Origin of the sequence: Halalkalibacter lacteus, assembly GCF_036663595.1 — a bacterium.
GTDB classification, from domain to species: Bacteria; Bacillota; Bacilli; order Bacillales; family Bacillaceae_D; genus Halalkalibacter; species Halalkalibacter lacteus.
This window is the reverse complement of the sequence record NZ_JAWRVL010000009.1, coordinates 40,161-63,979: the sequence shown is the minus strand read 5'-3', so window position 1 is coordinate 63,979 and position 23,819 is coordinate 40,161. Positions and strand designations below refer to the sequence as shown.

Annotated in this window: 16 protein-coding genes and 1 pseudogene; 6 read left to right on the top strand and 11 right to left on the bottom strand. The window is 37.3% G+C overall.

Annotated elements, in window-relative coordinates; all coding sequences use genetic code 11:
• Nucleotides 1-10: 10 nt before the first annotated feature.
• Together htpX and SAZ04_RS08580 are read left to right on the top strand one after the other, a co-directional pair.
• Nucleotides 11-886: a zinc metalloprotease HtpX gene (gene htpX, locus SAZ04_RS08585; RefSeq protein ID WP_332694284.1), complete on the top strand. Its 876-nt coding sequence runs from the start codon at nt 11-13 to the stop codon at nt 884-886.
• 161 nt (nt 887-1,047) lie between these two features.
• Entirely contained in the window at nt 1,048-2,424 is a 1,377-nt protein-coding gene (locus tag SAZ04_RS08580) for a sodium-dependent transporter (RefSeq protein WP_332694047.1), read from the top strand.
• A 43-nt stretch (nt 2,425-2,467) separates the two neighbouring features.
• On the opposite strand, the gene SAZ04_RS08575 is transcribed toward SAZ04_RS08580, so the two are convergent.
• The 7 genes from SAZ04_RS08575 to SAZ04_RS08545 form a co-directional block, all read right to left on the bottom strand.
• Nucleotides 2,468-3,673: an aminotransferase-like domain-containing protein gene (locus SAZ04_RS08575; protein ID WP_332694044.1), complete on the bottom strand. Its 1,206-nt coding sequence runs from the start codon at nt 3,671-3,673 to the stop codon at nt 2,468-2,470.
• Nucleotides 3,674-4,212: 539 nt separating this feature from the next.
• Nucleotides 4,213-6,024: an ABC transporter ATP-binding protein gene (locus SAZ04_RS08570; RefSeq protein ID WP_332694041.1), complete on the bottom strand. Its 1,812-nt coding sequence runs from the start codon at nt 6,022-6,024 to the stop codon at nt 4,213-4,215.
• A 15-nt stretch (nt 6,025-6,039) separates the two neighbouring features.
• Entirely contained in the window at nt 6,040-7,791 is a 1,752-nt protein-coding gene (locus SAZ04_RS08565; RefSeq protein ID WP_332694038.1) for an ABC transporter ATP-binding protein, read from the bottom strand.
• A 447-nt stretch (nt 7,792-8,238) separates the two neighbouring features.
• Nucleotides 8,239-9,651 (bottom strand): SpoVR family protein, encoded by a 1,413-nt coding sequence (locus SAZ04_RS08560; RefSeq protein WP_332694035.1) that lies wholly within the window; start codon nt 9,649-9,651, stop codon nt 8,239-8,241.
• Nucleotides 9,652-9,776: 125 nt separating this feature from the next.
• Entirely contained in the window at nt 9,777-11,513 is a 1,737-nt protein-coding gene (locus SAZ04_RS08555) for a phospho-sugar mutase (RefSeq protein WP_332694032.1), read from the bottom strand.
• Nucleotides 11,514-11,684: 171 nt separating this feature from the next.
• Entirely contained in the window at nt 11,685-12,212 is a 528-nt protein-coding gene (locus tag SAZ04_RS08550; protein WP_332694029.1) for a FixH family protein, read from the bottom strand.
• Nucleotides 12,213-12,273: 61 nt separating this feature from the next.
• On the bottom strand, nt 12,274-13,821 hold the full coding sequence (locus SAZ04_RS08545) for a bifunctional GNAT family N-acetyltransferase/carbon-nitrogen hydrolase family protein (RefSeq protein WP_332694026.1): 1,548 nt from the start codon (nt 13,819-13,821) through the stop codon (nt 12,274-12,276).
• Between the two features lie 416 nt (nt 13,822-14,237).
• Here SAZ04_RS08545 and SAZ04_RS08540 point away from each other — a divergent pair, with 416 nt between their 5' ends.
• From SAZ04_RS08540 to SAZ04_RS08525, 4 genes are read left to right on the top strand one after another with little or no spacing between them, the layout of a single operon-like run.
• Entirely contained in the window at nt 14,238-15,392 is a 1,155-nt protein-coding gene (locus tag SAZ04_RS08540; RefSeq protein WP_332694023.1) for a glucose-1-phosphate adenylyltransferase, read from the top strand.
• A 25-nt stretch (nt 15,393-15,417) separates the two neighbouring features.
• Nucleotides 15,418-16,524: a glucose-1-phosphate adenylyltransferase subunit GlgD gene (gene glgD / locus SAZ04_RS08535; protein ID WP_332694020.1), complete on the top strand. Its 1,107-nt coding sequence runs from the start codon at nt 15,418-15,420 to the stop codon at nt 16,522-16,524.
• 43 nt (nt 16,525-16,567) lie between these two features.
• Nucleotides 16,568-18,064, top strand: a complete 1,497-nt coding sequence (glgA, locus tag SAZ04_RS08530) for a glycogen synthase GlgA (protein WP_332694017.1) — start codon at nt 16,568-16,570, stop codon at nt 18,062-18,064.
• Nucleotides 18,000-20,447: a glycogen/starch/alpha-glucan phosphorylase gene (locus SAZ04_RS08525; protein ID WP_332694014.1), complete on the top strand. Its 2,448-nt coding sequence runs from the start codon at nt 18,000-18,002 to the stop codon at nt 20,445-20,447. The genes glgA and SAZ04_RS08525 overlap by 65 nt, the downstream gene beginning before the upstream one ends.
• Nucleotides 20,448-20,543: 96 nt before the next feature.
• On the opposite strand, the gene SAZ04_RS08520 is transcribed toward SAZ04_RS08525, so the two are convergent.
• The 4 genes and pseudogenes from SAZ04_RS08520 to SAZ04_RS08505 all read right to left on the bottom strand — a co-directional run bounded on the left by SAZ04_RS08520 (nt 20,544) and on the right by SAZ04_RS08505 (nt 23,785).
• The gene (locus SAZ04_RS08520; RefSeq protein WP_332694011.1) at nt 20,544-21,266 is read right to left on the bottom strand and encodes a glycerophosphodiester phosphodiesterase; all 723 of its coding nucleotides are present in this window, start codon (nt 21,264-21,266) and stop codon (nt 20,544-20,546) included.
• 53 nt (nt 21,267-21,319) lie between these two features.
• Nucleotides 21,320-21,937: a fumarylacetoacetate hydrolase family protein gene (locus SAZ04_RS08515; RefSeq protein ID WP_332694008.1), complete on the bottom strand. Its 618-nt coding sequence runs from the start codon at nt 21,935-21,937 to the stop codon at nt 21,320-21,322.
• Between the two features lie 188 nt (nt 21,938-22,125).
• Nucleotides 22,126-22,483 (bottom strand): annotated as a pseudogene (locus SAZ04_RS08510) (manganese catalase family protein); the annotation flags it as partial.
• A gap of 114 nt (nt 22,484-22,597) precedes the next feature.
• A complete protein-coding gene (locus SAZ04_RS08505) occupies nt 22,598-23,785 on the bottom strand; it encodes a pyridoxal phosphate-dependent aminotransferase (RefSeq protein ID WP_332694005.1) in 1,188 nt (395 codons plus the stop codon).
• Nucleotides 23,786-23,819 lie beyond the last annotated feature (34 nt).

Below are 23,819 nucleotides of genomic sequence, written 5' to 3'. Positions count from 1 at the left end.
TACTGTTATGATTCTTTATAAACAAATTGAGCGAAACAAACGAAATACCGTTTTTATTGTTACTGGTTTTATCATTTTTATCTTAGCAGTTGGTGCTGCTCTAACCTATCTTACATCTGGAAATTATTATAGTGGAATGATACTTGCTGCTGCAATAGGTGGAGTCTATACATTTATTATGCTTACATCAAGTACAAATGTCGTGATGAGAATGAATCATGCAAAAGAAGTAAAATCAAAACAAGATGACCCTTTTTTGTGGCATACTGTTGAAAACCTTGCCATGGCAGCTCGAATTCCGATGCCGAAAATATTCATCATTCAAGACCAAAGTCCAAATGCATTTGCCACTGGAACCTCTCCAAATAAGGGATCCGTTGCTGTCACAACTGGGTTAATGAACCGACTTAATCGGGAAGAAATAGAAGGGGTATTAGCTCATGAAGTTGCTCACATTCGCAACTTTGACATACGCTTAGCAACGATCGCTGTTGCACTTGTCTCAGCTGTTGCGATATTGAGTGACTTAGGTGCAAGAATGATGCTGTTTTCACGTGGAAATCGCAATCAAAAGCAACATCCAGCGATGTTCATTCTTGCTTTATTGCTGCTCGTTCTCGCTCCAATTATTGCTACTCTCATACGTTTAGCCATTTCTCGGAACCGGGAATACTTGGCTGATGCAAGTGCAGTTGAACTCACAAGGAATCCACGTGCACTTGCTTCTGCTCTGCAAAATATTACAGGAATAGAAACTCCTGTACGTGAAGCATCTAGTACGTCTGCTCCCCTTTACTTTGCAGACCCACTAAAAAAGAAAGCAGCCAACCTTTTTTCCACGCATCCCAAGCCACAAGAGCGGATACGAAGACTGCATAACATGTAAGACTGACTCGTAACCTAAGGGCCTGACCCTATTGAGACAGCCTCTTTTCACTTTCCCAAATCATACCATTGACATTGTCAGAAAACTTCCTATTCATTTCTAATTTAGTGTGATATAGTATATCCACAAAACATATTAGTCAATTAAAGGAGGAATACGTCGTGTCATTAAAGCAAGAACCAGGACGCGAGCAGTGGGCATCAAGGCTAGGATTTATTTTAGCTGCAATGGGCTCAGCTGTAGGTTTAGGTAATATATGGAGGTTTTCTTACGTTGCTGGAGAAAACGGAGGAGCTGCCTTCATTATAGTTTACCTTACAATGATTATTCTAATTGGTCTACCAATTGTTATGTCAGAATTTACGATTGGTCGTAAAGCACAAAGCGACGCTGTTGGTGCATTCGAAAAATTGTCCCCAGGTGGAGAAAGGTTAGCTGCTGGCGAACCTTGGAAAGCTGCTGGTATTATGGGTGTGGCAGCCGCATTCATGATTCTTTCATTTTATGGAGTTATCGCAGGTTGGATTATCTATTATTTCTTTAACTATTTAACAGGAAACCTTTGGAGTGTCCCAGCTGATGGATATGGTGCTTTCTTTGGAGGATTTATAACAAACCCTGTCCAACCACTTATTTGGCAATTATTATTTATGGTTTTAACAATCGGTATTGTTTTTATTGGAGTTAAAAAAGGAATCGAACGTTCAAATAAAATTTTAATGCCATTATTAGGGGTTTTACTTATTGTTCTTTCTATTTACGGGTTAACTCTTGGCGGAGCAAAAGAAGGATTAGCATTCTTATTCTCTCCTGACTGGTCTGCATTAGCTGACCCTACTATTTACCTTGCTGCATTAGGACAAGCATTCTTTTCTTTAAGTTTAGGAATGGGAGCATTAATTACTTATGGTAGTTATTTATCAAATAAAGAGAAACTACCTGGAGCTGCAGCAAGTGTGGCTGGTTTAGATACACTTTTCGCTATTATTGCTGGTATCATGATTTTCCCTGCCGTTTTTGCATTTGGAATTGAGCCGGCTTCAGGTCCTGGACTTGTTTTCGTTGTTATGCCTGATGTCTTTGATAGTTTTTCTATGGGGGGGATTTTTGGATTACTATTCTTCTTCTTACTTGCTGCCGCCGCCTTAACTTCAGCAGTATCATTATTAGAGGTTGCTGTTGCTTATTTCATGAGAAAATTCCAATGGTCTAGAAAAAAGGCCGCTATTATTGTCGGTACGTTAATCTTCGCTCTTGGTGTCCCGTCTTCTCTTGGACAAGGAACTCTTTCTCACATCAATATTATTGGTGGGCGTGATATTTTAGATTCAATTGACTTTATTGCTTCGAATATTTTCCTTCCACTTGGTGGTTTAATTATTGCCTTATTTATGGGCTGGGGCTGGAAAAAAGCAGATGCGTTACGTGATTCTGATTTTGGTACCTCGAAGCTTGGTACAATCTGGCTATTCTTATTACGCTATGTCGTACCAATTGCCATTCTTCTAGTATTCATAAGTTCAGTGACAGAATTTTAACTTACGAAAAAGCGGACTCATAGTAAATCGAGTCCGCTTTTTACTATTTAATCGTGACTAATCTTTCATTCATTTTTTCTTTTAGTAATTGAACAAGTAACCCCATACCATTCTCAATCTTATCCGGAGTGGCATGTGTAAAGTTTAATCTCATTGTATTTTTTTTTGCACTGCCACCATAAAATGGTTCTCCAGGTACGTAGGCAACACCTTTGTTAACAGCATCGTCTAAAAGCGAAGTCATATTTAGTGATTCATCGACTTCCAGCCAGAGAAACATTCCCCCTTTTGGCTTCACGAAGTGAACATTCGGCACCTCTGCTTGCTCAATACATTTAACCATGACTTCCATTCGGCTTTTATACACATTAATTAAATGCCTAATATGAGCATCAAGGTCGTAATGAGTACATAGTTGATACAATGCTTGCTGAGCCAACGAATTAGAGTGAAGATCATTAGCTTGCTTCGCTTGTGCCATCATCCGGATAATTTGGTATGGTCCAACAATCCATCCCGTACGAAGAGCAGGAACCGCCGTTTTCGAAAACGTACTTGTATACATAACATGCGTTCCATCATCTAGAGACGATAGTGGTTCATACGTTTCATTATCAGTAAATTGAAGTTCTCCATAAGGATCATCTTCAAAGACAACCACATGAAACTTATGAACAAGTTCAATTAATTTCTTCCGTCTTTCAAGTGACCAAACACGTCCTGCAGGATTAGAGAAAGTTGGAACTACATACACACATTTTGGGTTATACTGCTTAATCTTCTGTTCTAGGTCTTCTGGAAGCATTCCGTCAGCATCTGAATCGACCGCTACTACTTGAGCTTCATAAGACTTAAAGACCTGCAACGCTGCTAAATAGGTTGGATCTTCTGTTAAAACAACATCACCAGGACTCAGCATTATACGTGAGAACAAGTCAATTGCCTGTTGTGATCCTGTTGTGACAAGAACATCATCAGCTGTAAAATTAGTAATGCCTTTTTTACTCATTCTCTCTATGATTACTTCTCTTAAAGGACGATACCCTTCTGTTTCCATATATTGCAAGGATTTCTTCCCTGTCGCAAAAACACGAGAAAATGCATTCTCTAGCCCTTCGATTGGAAATAATTCATCATCTGGTAAACCTCCTGCAAATGAAATTACATTTCCTTGACCTACAATTTTTAGGATGTCTCTAACTGCAGAAGATTGTAAATATCGAACCCTATCTGCAAAGGCATATTTCATGACTCGCACCTCTATTTATAATAAAATTTAGAATATTATATTTATACTACTCTGATTTAATAAAAAGTCAATAACTCTAGCTGCTTTATTCGTAATAATTCATCATTCATTTATCCTTACTCTTTCCAATACGTGTACAACTATTCTCATTCTACATTTCCATATCATATCTCCGTAAAAATCACGAGAAAGATTCTTCGTTAGATAAGTCTGCTGTAATCTTCCTCATAGCAGGCATACACGCGAAACCATTTCTCCATTATCAAGCAACATTCAACCCTATACTTTGAATTTTCAAATGCCCCCTGCAGTTCTTCACCTATTTAGCTTAATGCAGATGCAGGAGATGTTACTTACTCCATTTACTGCTTGTGCTCCTTCTAGCTGCATGTACAATTCGATAGCCGAAGTAAGTAGAAAAATGTTTTTTTCATAACTTTATTTACTTTGATGAATTTTTTAATCATTTAGTTTATCAATGTTATTAAACTAAGGGTATCTCAACGTCATAATCTGATGACCTTAAGACACCCTTCTCCCTATTCATTTTCCATTATGGCTGCATATTGTGACTTTACAAGTCCGTAATAAGCTCCTTGAGCCTTCATTAATTCATCGTGCGTTCCTTCTTCAAGCACATGACCGTTTTCAAGTACAATGATTTTATCAGCATCTCGTATGGTAGACAATCTGTGGGCAATCATTATAGCCGTACGGCCTGCTAACAATTTCTTTAACCCTCTTTGAATCTTTAACTCCGTCTCTGTATCAATACTAGCCGTGGCTTCGTCTAAAATCAAAATACGCGGGTCAGCAAGTAATGCACGTGCAAAAGACAACAGTTGCCTTTCTCCTACTGAAAGAACATTCCCTTTTTCTTCTACTTCTGTGTCATATCCATTTTCAAGTTTCTCAATAAATTCATGCGCACCAATTGCACTTGCTGCATCAACTACGTCTTGATCAGTAGCAGTGGGGCGTCCAAAGCGTATATTATCCATAATCGTTCCTGCAAAAATAAAAGTGTCTTGCAAAACATAACTAACATTCGACCGTAGCTCATCTAAGCGTAAGTCTCGAAGGTCTATCCCATCGAGCAATACCCGACCTTTCGTTGGATCATAAAAACGACTCATTAAGTTTACAATCGTTGATTTACCTGAACCAGTATGACCAACAAGTGCGATTGTTTTCCCACCTTCAAACGTTAAGTTAATGTCATGAAGTGCCTTTCTTGACTCATCATAAGCAAACTCTACGTCATCAAATTGAATCTCGCCTTTTACGTCACCGAGTGATTTAGCATCCGACTTTTCAGGAACAGAAGGCTTTTCATCGAGAAATTCAAAAATCCGTTCAGAAGAGGCCATTCCGACAAGCAATTGATTATACACTTGACCTAAACGAGAAATCGGCTCCCAGAACATACCTAAATAAAACGCAAACGAAACAAATATTCCGATTGAAATCGCTTCAGATTCTATTAAGTTAGCACCATACCAAATTAGCACAACGGCTCCAATCGCACTTGACATTTCAACAAACGGACGAAAAATTGCATTCATTCGTGTAGCGTGTTTCCAACTTTCATAGTTATCGGTATTCACATCATTAAAAAATTTCATATTCTCTTCTTCCTGGGCATACGCTTGCGTCACACGAATTCCTTGTATACTTTCATTTAAATGTGAATTCATTTTTGATTGTCGTATACGAACGGTTTGCCAGGATCTACGAATTTTCCTTCTGAGTTTAGTTGAAATAAAGAACATGATTGGTAAAACAAGTAGCACCAGCATTGCCAGCTCAGGACTGAGTGTAAATAAGATTACAACAATCCCAATAAGCATGACAATGTCCATTAAAAGGTTAACTACTCCATTTGTAAACAAATCCTGCATCGAATTTACATCATTGATAACCCGAACAAGTATAGAGCCCCCTGATCGCTGATCGAAAAAACGATGAGATAATCGCTGTATATGATTAAATAGGGCTGTTCGAATATCAAATATCATATGTTGACCGATTTCATTCATCCACCGAATTCGAAACACGTTTGCAATCCAAGAAAAAAGGTATAATCCTAGAACAATTGCTGCAAACGTATAAAGGAGGTTTAAATTTCCAGGAATGATTGCGTGATCGATGGCTAATACGCCAATAAATATCGGTACAGCAATTCGAACAGCAGTAACAATCAACATTGCAATGATCGTTTTGGGCAAAAGTGTCCTAGCATATGGCTTCATATAACCCAATAGACGAACCATTTGCTTCCAGTTGAAGGGCTTCTCAATTATTTGCTCCGTTGTATAGTGAAACCTTGAACGTTTTGTTATTTGTTCCATATTCTTTGCTCCCTTCTACACCTGTTGCAGAACATATTCTTGGTCTTGATTTTGGATATTATAGATTTTTCGATAAGGTCCTTCAGAATTAAGTAACTCTTGATGCGTTCCTCTTTCGCATATCTCTCCATTTCCCAACACAATTATCTCATCAGCATGTTTAACAGAGGAAGTACGATGAGCAATAATAAAAGTCGTACGTCCTTTCATTACTTCACGAAATGCCTTTTGAATTTTCACTTCAGTTTGCATATCTACGGCACTTGTCGCATCATCAAGTATTAAAATTTTCGGATCCATAATAATTGCTCTAGCAATGGCAATTCGTTGCTTCTGTCCGCCTGATAACCCTAACCCACGCTCACCAAGTACAGTCTGATATCCATCTGGTAACGCTGAAATAAATTCATGAGCATCAGCACGTTTAGCCGCTTCAATAATTTCTTCCATCGGAACATCCGGCCTCCCGTATGCTAAATTATCCCGAATCGTCGAAGAGAATAAAAACGTTTCTTGTAAAACAACACCAATTTGTTTACGTAACTCTTTAATAGAAAACTGATCGATCGATTTCCCATCAATGACAATTTCACCGGCAGATCGTTCATAAAACCTTGTAATCAATTGAATAATACTAGATTTTCCTGAACCAGTCGCCCCAACAAGTCCAATCGTCTTCCCTCTTGTTGCTTCAAATGTAATCCCCTTAAGAGCTGGTTCAATTTTTTCTCCATATGTTAGCGAAACATTAGTAAATGTAATTTCACCCACAAATTCTTCGTTCATTTGAGTGTTGGGTACAGCATCAACTTTTCTCTCTTCTTCATCAAGAATTTCAAGTAAACGCTCTCCAGAAGCCTTAGACTGTGAAAACATGTTAATAATAAATCCTAAATTCATAATCGGCCCGAGAATATACCAAATTAAACTAAAGAAAGCGACAAGTTCACCAGGTTGCAAGCTGCCTTGAATCGTTAAATAACCACCAAAAGCCAATAGAAAAACCGCACATACGTTACCGATAAATTCCATTAAGGGAAAGTAGCGACCCCATATTTTCGAAATGTCTAAATGCTTTTGTCTGTAATCCTCATTTGAATCTTCAAACCGAACAATCTCTTCATCTTCTTGTGAAAGTGCCTTAACCGTATGCATTCCACTAACATTTTCTTGAACTTTTGTATTTAAGCGTGCTAAAGATTTACGAATACCTCGAAATCCAGGATGTATGCGCTTATCAAACTTCGAAACGACAATAGCTAAAAAAGGGAGAATCGCCATTGTGACAAGAGTAAGCGGCACAGAATAATAAAACATAACCGCCATACTAAATCCAACCAGCAACACGAAGTTTACTACTTGAGCACAGCCAAATGAAAGGAAGAAACGAAACGCCTCTACATCAGCTGTCAGACGAGACATCAAATCACCTGTTTTTGCATTATCATAATAACGAAACGGCAAATACTGCAGTTTCCTGTATAATGTATTACGCAAGCGCTGTACGGTTATTATCCCAAATAAATCTCCAAAATATTGGTGAATATACACAGCTACCCCTTTTAAAGACATTACTACAACAATAGCTAAGGCTAAATAAGGAATGATCTCATAGTTTTGTTCTCTGACTGCATAGTCAATTGTAAATTGCAATATCATTGGATAGATAACTGTCATTGCTGTTACAATAAACAAAGCAAAAAGCGACCAAATAAAATAAGTCTTAAATGGCCAATAAAATTGTTTTAATCGTTGAAATGTTTCCAAAAAACTCACCGCCTTATTCATTTTTCATTTCCATATACGAAATTTTAGTATCGCGAATGATCTAAGATCAATTTTAATACTATCGATTTCTGAGAATTTGTCAATAATACATTTTGATTTTTCTGTTTTTTTGAAAATTGTTCAACTTTGTAAAAATGCAAAATAAAACAGGTAAGCTCTTGACTAAAAGAGCTTACCAACTGATTCTACGAAGTGGATTGATTGCAACTATTACCATCTTGATCTAACTTTTTTAGTAACCCTTTAAGATTTTTGCTTCGAGTTTGTTCAAAAAGGTGAAAACCGACCTTTTTGTTTGGCAATAGCTACTCTCGCTACGCGCCAGCTATGGGAAACCCACTCATAGCTGGCTTAAAAGATGTAGCGGCTCCGCTCATTGCTTCGAGTTTGTTCAAAAAGGTGAAAACCGACCTTTTTGAACAAACTCTATAAATATTTTCGGTGTACTTTTTTTCCATCGTAAACAAAAGCTATATTTTTTTCGTTAATCACCGATTCAATATGAACGGGACGTCCCCATAATTGATGTAAATAGGGTAACACTTTTTCTAAATAGCCTACGTCTAACTCTGTTCCTTCAAAGTTATGCTTAATATATAGCTCACCATTTTTTAGGTAGTCTCCATCTGTTATAACTAAGTATGGAAATCCGCCATTTACACGAGACGAAGCTAATTGATCTCTGACGTTTTTCCACGCCTTATCAACGATCTTATAGTCAGCTCCTTGCTTCTGAAATAAATAAATATCTTCGCGCATCACTAAGTCTTTTGTTAAATAATTTCGGATAAATGAAATATCTGATTCAATTTCACGAACCTCAAACATTTTCTCTCTACCACTACCAGGCATGACACCTTGGCGTTCCTGCATTTCTACTGTTGGATTATCATATCTCTCTTCGATGTCTTCAAAAATTTTCAACCCTAAGTAATAAGGATTAATCGATGTCTTTGATGGTTGAACAACACCTGCATTTAGTTTCGCAAATTCAATCGTTTCTTCACTCGTTAAATCCATTTCACGAAGAATTCTTTGATGCCAATAAGAGGCCCAGCCTTCATTCATTATTTTCGTTTCAAGTTGCGGCCAAAAATAAAGCATCTCTTCGCGCATCATCGTTAAAATATCACGTTGCCATGTCTCTAATTCCCGGCTATATTCTTCTATAAACAACAAAATATCTTTTTCTGGACTTGGTGGAAAATGTTTTTTTCTCATTTTAGGCTTTTCTGGTGACTTTTTTACATCAATATTCCATAAATCATCATACTCCGATTTTCTAGTTGTTTGTGACTCATCTACTTCATCTTCCATATTCCAATCCAGTTTTGGTCTGAGAATGCTCGGATCAATATGCTCTTGCACAGCAAGTACGGCATCCAAAAAACTCTCTACCTCTTCCTTTCCATGAAGATGTTCATAATGGGCAATACGTTCAGCTGTTGCACTCATGCTCTCAACCATATCCCGACGTGTATTAGAGAAGCGCACATTGTTTTTAAAGAAGTCACAATGGGCCAGAACATGAGCAACAATGAGTTTGTTTTGTATAAGTGAATTGCTGTCGAGTAAGAAGGCATAACACGGGTCAGAGTTAATCACAAGTTCATAGATTTTGCTTAACCCAAAATCATACTGCAATTTCATTTTATGAAATTGCTTTCCAAATGACCAATGACTATACCTTGTTGGCATTCCGTAAGCACCAAATGTATAAATAATTTCTGCTGGACATATCTCATAACGCATTTCATAGTAATCAAGCCCAAACCCTTCGGCGATTTCTGTAATTTCAGCAATTGAATGTTCAAGTTTCTTCCAAGTTTCCGATGACATTCGAACCCCTCCTTCAACTTGCTTTCTTACAATTTATGTTGAAGGTTAGTAAATCATGAGTCCAACTATTATCGATTCATCTAAAAAAAGAAAAAAGCTACCAATATAGGTAGCTTTTTATCATTTTAAGTGAGGGTATGAACAAGGTTCATCACTGCTTGTTTTAGTAATTCAAGTGATTTCTTGCTTTCTTCTAATGTTTCTTTATTTACACCAAAATAAAATTTAATTTTTGGTTCAGTACCTGAAGGACGGATGCAGAACCAAGAACCATCCTCTAATTTGTATTTTAAAACATTAGATGTTGGTAATTGGATGACTTCTTCTTCACCGGTTAGAATATTGGTTGCTACACTTGACTTATAGTCTTCAACTGTCACTACTTTGTTACCTTCAAGATTTGTTGGAGGCGTTTTACGGAAAGACGCTAATATTTGATTAATCTGCTCAATTCCCGCTTTCCCTTTTAAGGTTAAAGACTCCAACCCTTCTTGATAATAACCATACTTATCAAAAAGCTCAATAAGTCCATCATATAAATTCATCTCACGCGACTTATAATAGGCAGCAAGCTCCGCTGCAAGCAAACAAGCCTGAACCGCATCTTTATCTCGTACAAAATCTCCAATTAAATATCCATAGCTTTCTTCATAACCAAATAAGAAGCTATGCTCGCCTGTTTGCTCATATTCTTTTATTTTCTCACCTATAAATTTAAATCCAGTTAGTGTATCGACCGTCTTCAAATTATAATGATCAGCTACTGCTCTTCCAATCTCAGATGTAACAATGGTCTTAAGCACAACTCCATTTTCTGGTAAAACTTGCTGTTCTTTCTTTTGAGACAGAATATAATCTAGCATTAAAGCTCCTGTTTGATTACCTGTTAACACAACATATTCCCCATCTGGATTTTTTACTGCGACACCAACTCGGTCACCATCAGGGTCTGTTGCTAAAAGAACATCTGCTTCAAGCTCTTTTCCTAGTTTAATCGCTAATTCAAAAGCAGCATGTTCTTCTGGATTTGGAGATTTCACTGTCGAGAAGTTCGGATCTGGTAGCTCCTGTTCAGGGACAACCGTAACTTGAGAAAAACCACTACTCTCAAGTACACGACGTACAGGAATATTCGCTGCACCGTGCAATGGTGTAAAGACAACCTTTACTTTATTTCCATACTCTTCAATGATATCTTTCTTTACTAAAATAGATTGTAACTCGCTATTATACGCTTCATCAATCTCATCAGAAACTACTTGAAGAAGTCGACTACTCTTTAACTCTAATTCATCTGCAACCCCAATATTCAATTCGTCTTCTATTTCATTAACAAATCTCACAAGTTCATCAGCAGGACCTGGTGGGAGTTGTCCACCATCTTCGCCATATACTTTAAATCCATTATATTCTGGTGGATTATGACTCGCCGTAATGACAATTCCAGCATTAGCGTTCAAATGACGTACGGCAAATGATAGCTCCGGCGTTGGACGTAAATCATGAAACAAGTAAGAACGAATTCCGTGATTTCCTAATGTCAGTGCCGATTCTAACGCAAATTGTCTTGATTTATGTCTTGAATCAAATGCAATCGCTACTCCACGTTTTTTTGCTTCACTGCCTTGTTTCTCGATAAACCTAGCAAGACCTTCGGCAGCTCGGCGAATGGTATATGTATTCATTCTATTTGGACCTGGCCCAATTTCTCCTCGCATCCCACCAGTTCCAAATTCTAAATTTTTATAAAAACAATCTTCAAGTTCCCCTTCATTTCCTTGTCTTTCGTCCAAGGCTTGTTTCCACTCTGATTCTAACGCAGTGAAACTTGTCCATTTGTTGTATTGATCTTTCCAACTCATTCTGTCTCCTCCTTAAGATTATGCATCAATTCATATGATGTAATTTATTTATAGCTATATAATTCTATTCTTTAACTCTTAAATCCTTTTTAAAATGGAACAAAAATGAAATTTCCATTTTAAACAAACAAAAAGAGAAGTATGATGACACCTCCTCTTTCAATCGAACGCTTACCTACGAAAAGCTGGTATATTATTTAATTCAATTTGTAAATCTTCTGGTAAAGGCTGATTTAAGTGAAAACTATCCTTCGGATCACGGTTTGCTTCAGAAATAATTGATCCATCTACTTGAAACAAGATTTGATTTCGATAAATGTTCCCGTCTTTTTTTGCTTCAACCATAGCAACCCAAGTACCTGGTACCGAAAATACAACTTCTGTTTCATAGAGACCACTTTCTAAATAACCAAATGTTTTCTCTATATGATGAACGGTACCTGGCCGATCAAATACAACAGACATATCGACATTTCCCACAGGATTGCCTAATTCATCCTCAAGAAACAAATGAAAATCAATCGCTTGTCCTGTTTGAAAAAACTCATCAGCACCAGCAAATGAAAGTCTCCATTCTGTTTCAAGTGTCTCTGTGGTAGCAAAAGTTGAGAGCAAATAAAATGAAATAAATACAATACCTGTTAAACTGACCATTAACATAGCTCGATTGAATGTTTGTTCCCTCTCTAGCCTCATCATGTTAGACCTCCTACTCTTTCATACATCAGCCTTGCCATTCTAGAGAGGCGATAAACTATTACTACTTATTTTGCTTATAATTAATTGAATAAATGTCGTGTCTCCGATCACGTAATTGATTGACACTTCCTGCACGGCGATTGCGTCTTAGAATTTCTAAATCTACGTCACCGACAACGACCGTTTCAATATTTGCTTGGCATTCTCCAACGACCCCATCACGGGCAAACGTAAAATCAGAAGGACTGAAGATACCAGATTGTGCATATTGAATATCCATATTTTCAACATCGGTAAGGTTTCCAACTGTACCAGATAACACTGTATAAACCTGGTTTTCAATTGCACGAGCTTGTGAACAAAATCTTACACGTAAGTATCCTTGGCGATCATCCGTGCAAAACGGTGTGAAAATAATATTGGCTCCTTTATCAACTGCGATACGTGCTAATTCTGGGAACTCAATATCATAACAAATTTGGATGGCAACTTTCCCACAATCAGTATCAAAGACATTTACATTGTCACCGCCTGATATTCCCCAGAACTTTCTTTCATTCGGAGTAATATGAAGCTTGTATTGTTTCTCAATCGTTCCATCTCTTCTAAATAAATATGCGATGTTAAATATTTTGCCTTCTTCTTCAACAAAGTGCGATCCACCAATAATATTGACATTGTATTTAACAGCAAGATTCGTAAATAATTCAATATAATCTTCTGTAAATTCCGTTAAACGTCTTATGGCAAGACTAGGGCTTTTTTCTGGTAAGAACGATAGCAATTGTAACGTAAAAATTTCAGGAAACACGGCAAAGTCTGAATGATAACTAGCTGCTACATCTGTATAATATTCACATTGTATGGAAAAATCTTCAAAAGACGCTATTTTCTTCATTGCATACTGAATAGTGGTAATACGAACAGGAAACGATGTTTTAAATTGTCTTTTTGGGACAGTAGGACGATAATCAATGTTGTTCCATTCCATTAAGGTTGCATACCGGAGTGACGCGCGGTCATCTTCTAAATAATTTGGATTAATACGTTTTAACGTGAACCCGTTCATCACTTGAAATGTAAGAACCGGGTCATAAACATTGTGCATCGTTACTTGCTCAACATAACGCCTAGGAGTCATTTCCTTTGCATGCTTAAAGTAATTAGGGATCCGTCCACCTATAATAATACTCTTTAAGTTTAATTCACGAGCTAAGTCCTTTCTTGCTTCATATAATCTATGGCCAATTTTCATGCGCCGATAATCCGGATGGACCATCACTTCAATACCATATAGATTGAAACCTTCGTAATCATGGTTTGTAATATAACCATTATCTGTAATCTCATCCCATGTATGTTGATCATCGTATTCATCAAAATTAATAATTAAACTAGAACAAGATCCAATGATTTCTCCATCATACTCTACACAAAACTGCCCTTCTGGAAAAATATCAATATGACTTTGTAAGTGTTCACGTTCCCATGGCTTCATATTAGGAAAACATAATTTTTGCATTTCTATAATTGCATCAAAATCCGCAACTTTAAAATTGCGAATAATCATTTTTTTCTCAAACTTCGAAACATCGATCTTCTTAGACATATCTTCATCTCCTTTACCTTACATTCATGAAGTTTACCCTTTTTTTACTAGGATGAACACTCTTTTGCATTTCACTCTAAAAAAGACATAAATTGGAGATCCGACATCAATGAAACAGGATTTTTTTGAAAGCTCAGTTGCTGTTGTTCTAGCCATAAAGGACTTTTCGGTAATTACTTCCACCCAGTCTTTTCTCGAAAGTTCAAAAAAATTTTTCTGTATTTCCTCTCAGAGCAGAACAAGGTTATTTTTTTTATTTGATTGGAATGTTAAGGGCTTCTCCTAGCATAAACATAGAAATATCTACAGTGGTCATACCAACTTAAGGAGGGAAACCCAACATTCATAAAGCATATGATGATCTAAAAGGTGTCCCTTCGAATATAACAAAACAAAATTAGACTGGGGCGGTAATTATGAATAGTGGTAAAGATTGCGTTGCAATGCTCCTTGCAGGCGGAGAAGGAAAACGATTAGGAAACCTTACGAAAAAGTTAGCCAAGCCTGCAGTATATTTTGGTGGAAAATACAGAATAATTGATTTCCCATTAAGTAATTGTATTAATTCTGGTATTGAAACAGTAGGTGTACTGACTCAGTATGAACCTCTAGCTCTTAATTCCCACTTAGGTATTGGAACTCCTTGGGATCTAGACCGCCATAACGGAGGATTAACTTGTCTCCCCCCTTTTGTTGAAAAAAAGGGTGGTTCCTGGTATTTAGGTACTGCCGATGCAATCTATCAGAACTGCGATTTTATCGAACAATATGATCCTGAATATGTATTAATTCTATCTGGAGATCATATTTATAAAATGGACTATAGCCTCATGCTAGACTACCATATTGAACGCGGTGCTGATGCGACGATCTCCGTCATAGAAGTTCCTTGGGAGGAAGCAAGTCGCTTCGGTATTATGAATGCCACTGATAACGGTGACATTACCGAATTTGAAGAAAAACCAGCACATCCCCAAAGCAATCTTGCCTCTATGGGCATTTATATATTTAATTGGCCTGTATTAAAATCCTATTTAACCGAAGATGCAAACTCACTTACATCTAATCACGACTTTGGCAAAGATATTATTCCAACAATGCTTCGTGATAACCGTAATCTGTTTGCATATCCTTTTTCAGGATATTGGAAAGATGTCGGGACTGTTCAAAGTTTTTGGGAAGCAAATATGGATCTACTAGCAAATCAACCTTCTCTGAAACTCCATGAATACAATTGGCGGATTTACTCAGTTAATGCTTGCCAATCGCCTCAGTATATCTCACCACTTGCACACATTACGGACTCTCTAATAAATGAAGGGTGTCTTATTTATGGAACAATTGACAAATCGATCCTGTTTCATCAAGTGGGAGTCGGCAGTAATAGCAAAATCGAGGAATCAGTTATTATGCCTAATGTGAAAATTGGGCAACATGTAAAGCTTAAAAAGGTCATCGTTGCCGAAGACGTAACTATTCCAGACTATACAGAAATCGAGTCTCCAAGTGATGATATTCTCGTTATTGATAAAGATACTGCCATTAAAAGTCGAACTACTATTTTCAGGTGAATCCTATAAGGGAAGGAAGAAATGAATGGAAAAACTAATGGGCGTGATTCACTTAGATAGTGAACAAGATTTACTTAAAGAGCTTACTTATTTTCGGTGTGGGGCTGCCGTTCCATTTGGCAGTCGCTATCGACTTATCGATTTTGTTCTTTCTAATATGGTTAATTCGCAGGTTTACGACATTGCCGTTTTTACTAGACGAAAATATCGCTCCCTTATGGATCACCTCGGAACAGGGAAACCTTGGGATTTAGATCGAAAAAGAGGCGGGCTTTTTATTCTCCCTCCCGATTGGAACGATCCTACTGATTTATCGAAGGGCGATCTACAACATTTTCACAACAATCGAGATTTCTTTGCTCGAGGTTTAGCTGAATATGTACTTATAACTGGTACACGTCATATTTGTAATATCGACTATCAGAAAGTATTCCAAGAACACCTTGTATCAGGAGCAGATGTAACGGCTATCTTCAAATCAATGAAACAGTTAGAGGATGAACATGCCATTGAAAAGAAGCTTGAAATAGATGCGAATGGCAACATAAGCAATATTACGACAGATGCTAGCAATCATAATTTATTTATGGGTATGTACATCCTAAAAAAATCATTATTGTTAGAACTTATTGATTTTTGTATTGCTAGACAAAAAGAGAACTTATTGTTAGATGGGATTATTGCAAATTTGAATAGGCTTACAGTTCGTTCTTACGAATATAGAGGCTACCTTTCTGTTATTAATTCAATAGAGAGCTATTATAAAAATAGTATGTCCCTCCTAGATATTGATGTATATACGCAACTTTTTTTAAACCGAAAACCGATTTTTACAAAGCCAAAAGATGAACCACCTACCAAATATACAAAAGAAGCACGTGCATTTAATTCTCTATTAGCCAATGGTTGTGTAATTGAAGGTACAGTCGAAAATAGTATCTTGTTTCGTGGCGTTCATGTACATAAAGGCGCTGTCATTCGAAACTCTATCGTGATGCAACGTTGTGAAATAAAAGAAGGAACTCTCATAGAGAATGTCGTATTAGATAAAGATATCATCCTGTCTCCAAATCGAACATTTATTGGAGCACCTGAAAACCCATACATCGTAGCTAAACGTAAAATACTGTAATGAATCCTCATTTTACTTACTATTGTTGAAAGGAGATCGGTTTATGAATATCGTCATGGCAGCATCTGAATGTGCACCTTTTTTCAAAACAGGGGGGTTAGCTGATGTGGTAGCTTCTCTCCCAAAAGCACTCTCAAAGAAAGACCATACACTAACGGTTATTCTTCCTAAGCACCGTTTTCTCACGGCTGACATTGCATCACAACTACAACTAGAAGGCACCTTTGATGTCTGGGTTAAATGGAGAAAACAATATTGCGGGCTATTTTCTTATGAAACTGAAAATGTAACTTTTTACTTCATAGATAATGAGTACTATTTCAATCGTGCTCATTTATATGGTGAGGTAGACGACGCTGAACGCTATGCTTTCTTTACTCATGCCTTCTTTCAAACGCTTAAACATCTGAACTTAGTTCCTGATATCATTCATTGTCATGATTGGCAAACTGGTCTTATCCCTGCCTATATAAAAGCTGGCGTTTATAAGAAGCCAGTGAAAACTGTCTTTACGATTCACAATTTAAAGTATCAAGGTATCTTCCCAGCTTCCATCTTTCATGAATTACTACATTTGGATCCTGTTCACATTGGTGGATTAGAACTAAACGGTACGATAAACTTCATGAAGGGCGCTCTCGTTCATGCAGATTGGGTTACAACCGTTAGTCCAACGTATGCACAAGAAATATTAAATCCCTATTTTGGAGAAGGCCTAGAGACATTCTTGCTTGAACGTCAAACAAGTGTTTCGGGAATTGTCAACGGCATTGATGAAGAATTATATAATCCATCGTCCGATCTAAACGTGTCTGTCCCGTACTATCGAAACTACGCTGGAAAAAAAGAAAATAAACGGATTATGCAACAAGAGCTAGACTTAACTGTTTCTAAGGACATTCCGATGTTTGCCTTAATTAGCCGCCTTGTAGAAGATAAAGGTCTTCCTCTTCTTACCGAGATCCTTGATGAACTACTTAGCACGGAGTCCATCCAAGTTATCATTATGGGTACAGGCGAAGCACATTTTGAGGAAGCATTCCAATCTATCTCAAATAATTACACAGATTCTTGCCGCTTTATTAATGTATTTCACGAGGGGCTAGCTCATAGACTTTATGCAGCGTCTGATTTCTTTCTCATGCCATCAAGGTTTGAACCATGTGGATTAAGCCAATTAATCGCCCTACGTTATGAAAGTGTGCCCATCGTTAGGGAGACTGGTGGCTTAAAAGATACAATAATTCCATATAATGAATTCACTGGAGAAGGAAATGGCTTTTCTTTCACGAATTATAATGTCTATGACTTTTTACACACCATCCGTTATGCTATCCATCTTTATTATCAACCAGCTCATTGGAATCGAATTCTTAAAAATGTGTACAAAAGCAAATTGAACTGGGAACATTCCGCCACGAAGTATGAAGAAATTTATTACAGATTAACGAAGTACATTCATGAGGAGGAACAATATGCCCATAACTGTCGAGACTCTCAGTCAACTGCTGAAAGAAAAACTCACCTCATCATTCGGTAAAAGCCTCGAAGAGGCTACAACAAAAGAAGTGTTTCAATCAATTTGTCTTATTATGAAAGATTCCATTCACCCAAACTGGCAAATGACGCAACAAACGTATGATCAAAATGAAAGCAAACAAGTCTATTATTTTTCGATGGAGTTTCTTTTAGGGAGAATGATTGAGACAAATTTGCTAAACATGGGGTTACTTGATATTTATAAAGAAACATTGACTTCACTAGGTTTCAATCCTGAAAATGTATTCAGAGAAGAGTATGACGCTGGACTTGGAAACGGCGGTCTTGGACGACTTGCGGCTTGCTTTCTTGACTCCCTTGCCTCTCTTGAACTCCCTGGATACGGGATGGGTATTCGTTATAAGTACGGTTTATTTCAGCAAAAAGTTGTAAATGGCTATCAAGTTGAACTTCCTGATTATTGGTTAGAAGATGAATATATGTGGGAAACAAAACGTGATGATAAAGCAATAGAAGTTAGATTTGGAGGAACCGTAGAGACCACTGCTGTCAATGGACAGCTCCAGTTTCAACATCATGATTATGAACGTGTTCTTGCGATTCCATATGATGTTCCGATAGTCGGGTACGATAATAATACTGTTAACACTCTTAGGTTATGGAGTGCTGAATCAACAACAAACCACTTTCACTTCCATTCTAGCCGTGGTCATGATTATTATCATTACCTTGATTACAAACGTTCAATTGAAAAAATCTCAGAATTTCTTTATCCAGATGACTCTTATTACGAGGGGAAAGTTTTACGTTTAAAACAGCAGTATTTCTTGGTTTCTGCTGGCTTACAAAGTATCCTTCGACGATACAAAAAACAGAATAAACCGTTGTATCAATTATCAAAACATGTCGTGATTCAAATTAACGATACACATCCAAGTCTCGTTGTTCCGGAATTGATGCGCTTATTACTCGATGAAGAAAGATTAAGTTGGAATGAAGCATGGTCAATTACGCAAGAAACCGTTGCTTACACAAACCACACTACATTAAGTGAAGCTTTAGAAAAATGGCCTGAAGATATGATAACAACACTATTTCCACGCCTTTATCAAATTATTGAAGAAATCAATGAACGTTTTTGTAAAATGCTTTGGTTTGATTACCCTGAACTTCGCGAGAAAATACCTGAGATGGCGATTCTATCGTACGGACAGATTCATATGGCCCACCTTGCTATGGTAGGAAGCTTCAGCATAAATGGTGTTGCAAAGTTACATACAGAAATTTTAAAGGACCGAGTCATGCAGCCATTTTACACTGTTTTCCCTAAGAAGTTCAACAATAAAACAAATGGGATCACTCACAGACGCTGGCTTTTAAATGTCAATCCTAACCTAGCCACTGTTATATCAAACGCAATTGGAACTGAATGGATTCATCAACCTGAACAGCTCTCAAAAATTATACCATTCTCAACTGACTCCAGTTTTCAAGAAGCGATTTATAAAGTGAAACACGAGAATAAAATAAAATTAGCTAGTTATATCAAAGAGCACTACAATCTAATCATTGATGATCAATCGATTGTTGATGTCCATATTAAACGACTTCATGGATATAAACGTCAGCTTCTAAATCTATTTCATATTATCCATCTATATAATATGTACAAAGAGAACCCAGCACTCGAAATGACACCACGTACATTTATTTTTGGAGCGAAAGCAGCGCCAGGTTATACGTTCGCTAAACAAGTAATCAAATTAATTAACGCCGTCGCTGAAAAGATCAATAATCACCCTCAAGTAAGTAAGCATCTTAAAGTCATCTTTTTAGAAAATTATCAAGTAAGCCTTGCTGAGAGAATCATCCCTGCAGCCGATGTGAGTGAGCAAATTTCAACGGCAAGTAAAGAGGCTTCAGGCACTGGAAATATGAAGCTAATGATGAACGGAGCTTTAACGATTGGAACACAAGATGGAGCAAATGTGGAAATTGGAGACTTTGTAGGAAATGACAATATTTTCACGTTCGGTCTTACATCTGAAGAAGTATTTGCCTATCAGCAAAGTGGAGAGTACAATGCACGTGATTACTACAACAATGATAGAAGATTAAGAAATGTTATGGACCTTCTTGTTAATCAACATTTTTCAGGAGATGATGTGGACTTCAAAGATATTTTCTACTCACTCTTGTACAACAATGACGAATATTTCGTATTAAAAGACTTTGATAGTTATATAGAAACCCAGAATCTTGTTGATCAAACGTACCAAAATCAAAGTGAATGGCTAAGCAAGAGTATTGTGAATATTGGACATTCTGGAGCTTTTTCAAGCGATCGTACGATTCAAGAATACGCTCAAGATATTTGGAATATTCGGCCTACAAAGGTTGCATCGCCCTTAAAAATATACTAATAATTTAAATGAATTAGGGGGACTCACGCTATTTATTGCGTAATCCCCCTTTTCTTATTACCTTAAATGGAGCTGACTAATCATGCTGTACCTTGTTCATCGTAACGTTAAAGCAAGATCTGGATAATCAGTAATAATCGCATCACATTTCAAGTTAATAAATATCTGAATCCACTTTTCCTGATTTACCGTATACGGCCTCAGAAGAATCCCGCTTTTAATTAACTGTTCTGCCTCTTCCATTGTCAAACTCATAAAAGAGAAATGATACCCTAATGCAGCTAATTGTCGTACGTATGATTCTGGATTATATAGAGCCGACTTAACAATTATTCCCGTCTCTATCATTGGGTATTGCTCGTTCCATAAGCGGACCATTTTATGATCAAATGAAGAAACGATCACCCGATTTTCCAGCCCATACTTTTTAATTAATGGAAACACAATCGTAATCATTTTTTGCCTTTCCCATACATATCCTTTTAATTCTAGGTTTAATTGTAATGCATTATTCTTTGACCATAAGAAAACTTCCTCAAGTGTAGGAATTTGTTCCGCCTTAAATTTTTCGTGAAACCATGATCCAGCGCTAAATTGTTTTAGTTCAAGCAAGGAGTAATGCCCAACGACACCTGATCCTGTTGATGTTCGATCCAGAGTTTGATCATGAATAATAACTGGTACATGATCTTTACTTAATTGAACATCAAACTCAATACCATCAGCTCCTATCTCAAGAGCAGCCTGAAAAGCAATCATTGTATTTTCAGGATATTGACTTGAAAAACCACGATGTGCAAAAATCTTCGTTTGACTCACGTTCGCTTCCCCTCTCGTTCTTTTAAATAGAATTGCGAGGTCTCATACTTGATTTAGCCTACTACAAATCTCCCCTTTTCTTCTTTCCCCCAGTAAAGTTGGCATTGATCGCCACTTTGCAATGGCCCAACTCCTTCTGGTGTACCTGTATAAATAAGGTCTCCCTCACCTAGTCCAAAGCAATTTACACATTCATCAATGATCGCTTGAAAATCAAACATCATCTCTTGAATATTTCCTTTTTGAATTGTCTCACTGTTAATGACAAATGAAAAGTCTGTCTTTTCACAAACTTCTTTTCCTTCACATGGCCAGAACGGTGTGACGATCGCAGAATTTTTAAATCCTTTTGCACGTAACCAAGGATGCCCCTGTTCCTTCAATACTGATTGTACATCTCTTAGTGTTAAATCTACACCTAATGCCATTTTACTAACAACATCACTTACTTTATCTCCTTCTTTAACGTCTTTGTCAATTTTCAAGACAATCTCGATCTCATGATGAATTTCACCTTGGTCTTTAGGTAAGGAGATCACTTGTCCATTCGTTTCAACGAGTGCAGGACTCGGTTTCGAAAATAATATCGGTTGATCTGGTACTGCATTACCTAGTTCTCTAGCATGATTGGCATAATTCCGTCCTATACAATAAATATTCATAGTCTTCATCCTCTTTTCAAATCTAATCGGAAGGAGAGAATAAGCTCTATATTATTTTCATAACAGTCTTACTCCTCTCTTTAATTGTACTTGTTTTAATTTAATTAATTTTAATTTCGGTAATTTACTATGACCATCTGAAAGCTCTCATCTCAAAAAAAGTGAAGCTTTGATTGCTTCACTTTTACCTTTTGCCTTCAACTGTTGAACACGATTTTATATCCCCGTCGATCTTGTAATCGTATAGCAATTTCCAAGAAATCATCATGAGAAATCCCAGGGGCAAATTCTTTGGTAATCTCTGGAAAATCAGGAACCGGTGCTCCTTGTGGCGCTCCCCTTATCACTTCAACTGGATTTATCTTCAGGATGAGTTCCCTTCCATATCTTATCAATATCTTGGTAATCTGTATCGCTGAACGTATACAACTTTAAGTGCACACCTTGATCTTCATATTTTCGTGCATAATCGAAAGCTCTGTTCGAGAGATTTGGTATTGGAAACATTTTTGTCATAACAACACCCGTTGCAATTTCAAGTGCTTTTGCATAGCTAGGTAAGTCAATTAATAGCTTATCAAGACGTTTTATCACAAGCCATCCCCCCAATTCAACAAAATAAGATTCATTATGTTTTTATGAGGGATTGCGGCTGTCCTATGCCCTTTATTATTTTACTAGATGAGAAAATACATGGAGAGCATCTATTCTCTCCATTGCCTCACGTAATAAGGATTCGTCACTTAATAAACCAATGCGAATATATCCCTCTCCGTGCTTTCCAAACCCGATACCAGGCGCTACAACAACCCTCGCTTCTTCTAATAATAAATCAGCAAATGATTCAGAAGTATACCCAACTGGCACAGGAAACCAAGCAAAAAAGGATCCTTTAGGAGCTTCAACTTGCCAGCCAATTCTACGAGCGGCTTCAACCAGTGCCTTTCTACGTTTTTCATACATACCAACTAACTGCTCAACACTCGATTGATCTGACGTGAGGGCAAAAGCAGCGGCTTCTTGGATCCCTCCAAACAAGCTACAATAATAATGATCTTGAATAAGTTCAACGGCTTCAATTACACTGTGGTTTCCAACAACAAAACCAACTCTCCAACCTGCCATATTATATGTTTTAGATAATGTCAGCATTTCAACACCAACATCTTTTGCCCCTGGCATTTGTAAGAAACTAAGCGGCTTTTGTCCGTCAAAACCAATGGAACCATATGCAAAATCATGGACCACACATACATCATGTTTATTTCCTAATTGGATTGCCTCTTCAAATAACTCAGGCGTGGCCACAGCCCCTGTAGGATTGTTTGGGTAATTTAGAAACATTAGCTTTGCTTTTTCCCATGTGGGATCCTCAATTTCAGCAAAGTTCGGATGAAAGCCTAATTCTGCTCGTAAAGGCATTTCATGCATGGTCGCACCAGTCAGTGCAATCCCTGACCAATAATCAGGATAACCAGGATCTGGAACTAATGCAGTGTCTCCTTTGTTTAACAAGCATTGACTAATTTCAACGAGACCTGTTTTCGTTCCAGCAAGCACAGCCACTTCTGTAATCGGGTCAATTTCAACGTTATATTCTCGCTTATAATAATCAGCAACCGCTTCTTTTAAGAACGCATAGCCATCAAACGGCGGGTATTTGTGATAAAGAGGATTATCTGCTGCCTCTTGTAATGTTTGAACGATTGGGCGAGGCGTTGGTTGATCTGGGTTTCCTTGTCCTAAATTTATGACGTCATCATGCTGTTCTTTTACATTTTGAACCTTTTTGACAAGCTTTGAGAAAAATTGCTCTGGCAAACGCTGCAAAGCATTGGATTGTGGAAATGTTTTCATTTATGTCACCTCTCTATATAAAGACCACTTTTTC

Excerpts from the sequence above, each read along its gene's own strand:
- SAZ04_RS08575 (WP_332694044.1), bottom strand. The coding sequence starts at position 3,673 with ATGAAATATGCCTTTGCAGATAGGGTTCGATATTTACAATCTTCTGCA.
- SAZ04_RS08570 (WP_332694041.1), bottom strand. The coding sequence starts at position 6,024 with ATGGAACAAATAACAAAACGTTCAAGGTTTCACTATACAACGGAGCAA.
- SAZ04_RS08560 (WP_332694035.1), bottom strand. The coding sequence starts at position 9,651 with ATGTCATCGGAAACTTGGAAGAAACTTGAACATTCAATTGCTGAAATT.
- SAZ04_RS08555 (WP_332694032.1), bottom strand. The coding sequence starts at position 11,513 with ATGAGTTGGAAAGATCAATACAACAAATGGACAAGTTTCACTGCGTTA.
- SAZ04_RS08550 (WP_332694029.1), bottom strand. The coding sequence starts at position 12,212 with ATGATGAGGCTAGAGAGGGAACAAACATTCAATCGAGCTATGTTAATG.
- SAZ04_RS08545 (WP_332694026.1), bottom strand. The coding sequence starts at position 13,821 with ATGTCTAAGAAGATCGATGTTTCGAAGTTTGAGAAAAAAATGATTATT.
- SAZ04_RS08540 (WP_332694023.1), top strand. The coding sequence starts at position 14,238 with ATGAATAGTGGTAAAGATTGCGTTGCAATGCTCCTTGCAGGCGGAGAA.
- glgD (WP_332694020.1), top strand. The coding sequence starts at position 15,418 with ATGGAAAAACTAATGGGCGTGATTCACTTAGATAGTGAACAAGATTTA.
- glgA (WP_332694017.1), top strand. The coding sequence starts at position 16,568 with ATGAATATCGTCATGGCAGCATCTGAATGTGCACCTTTTTTCAAAACA.
- SAZ04_RS08525 (WP_332694014.1), top strand. The coding sequence starts at position 18,000 with ATGCCCATAACTGTCGAGACTCTCAGTCAACTGCTGAAAGAAAAACTC.
- SAZ04_RS08515 (WP_332694008.1), bottom strand. The coding sequence starts at position 21,937 with ATGAAGACTATGAATATTTATTGTATAGGACGGAATTATGCCAATCAT.
- SAZ04_RS08505 (WP_332694005.1), bottom strand. The coding sequence starts at position 23,785 with ATGAAAACATTTCCACAATCCAATGCTTTGCAGCGTTTGCCAGAGCAA.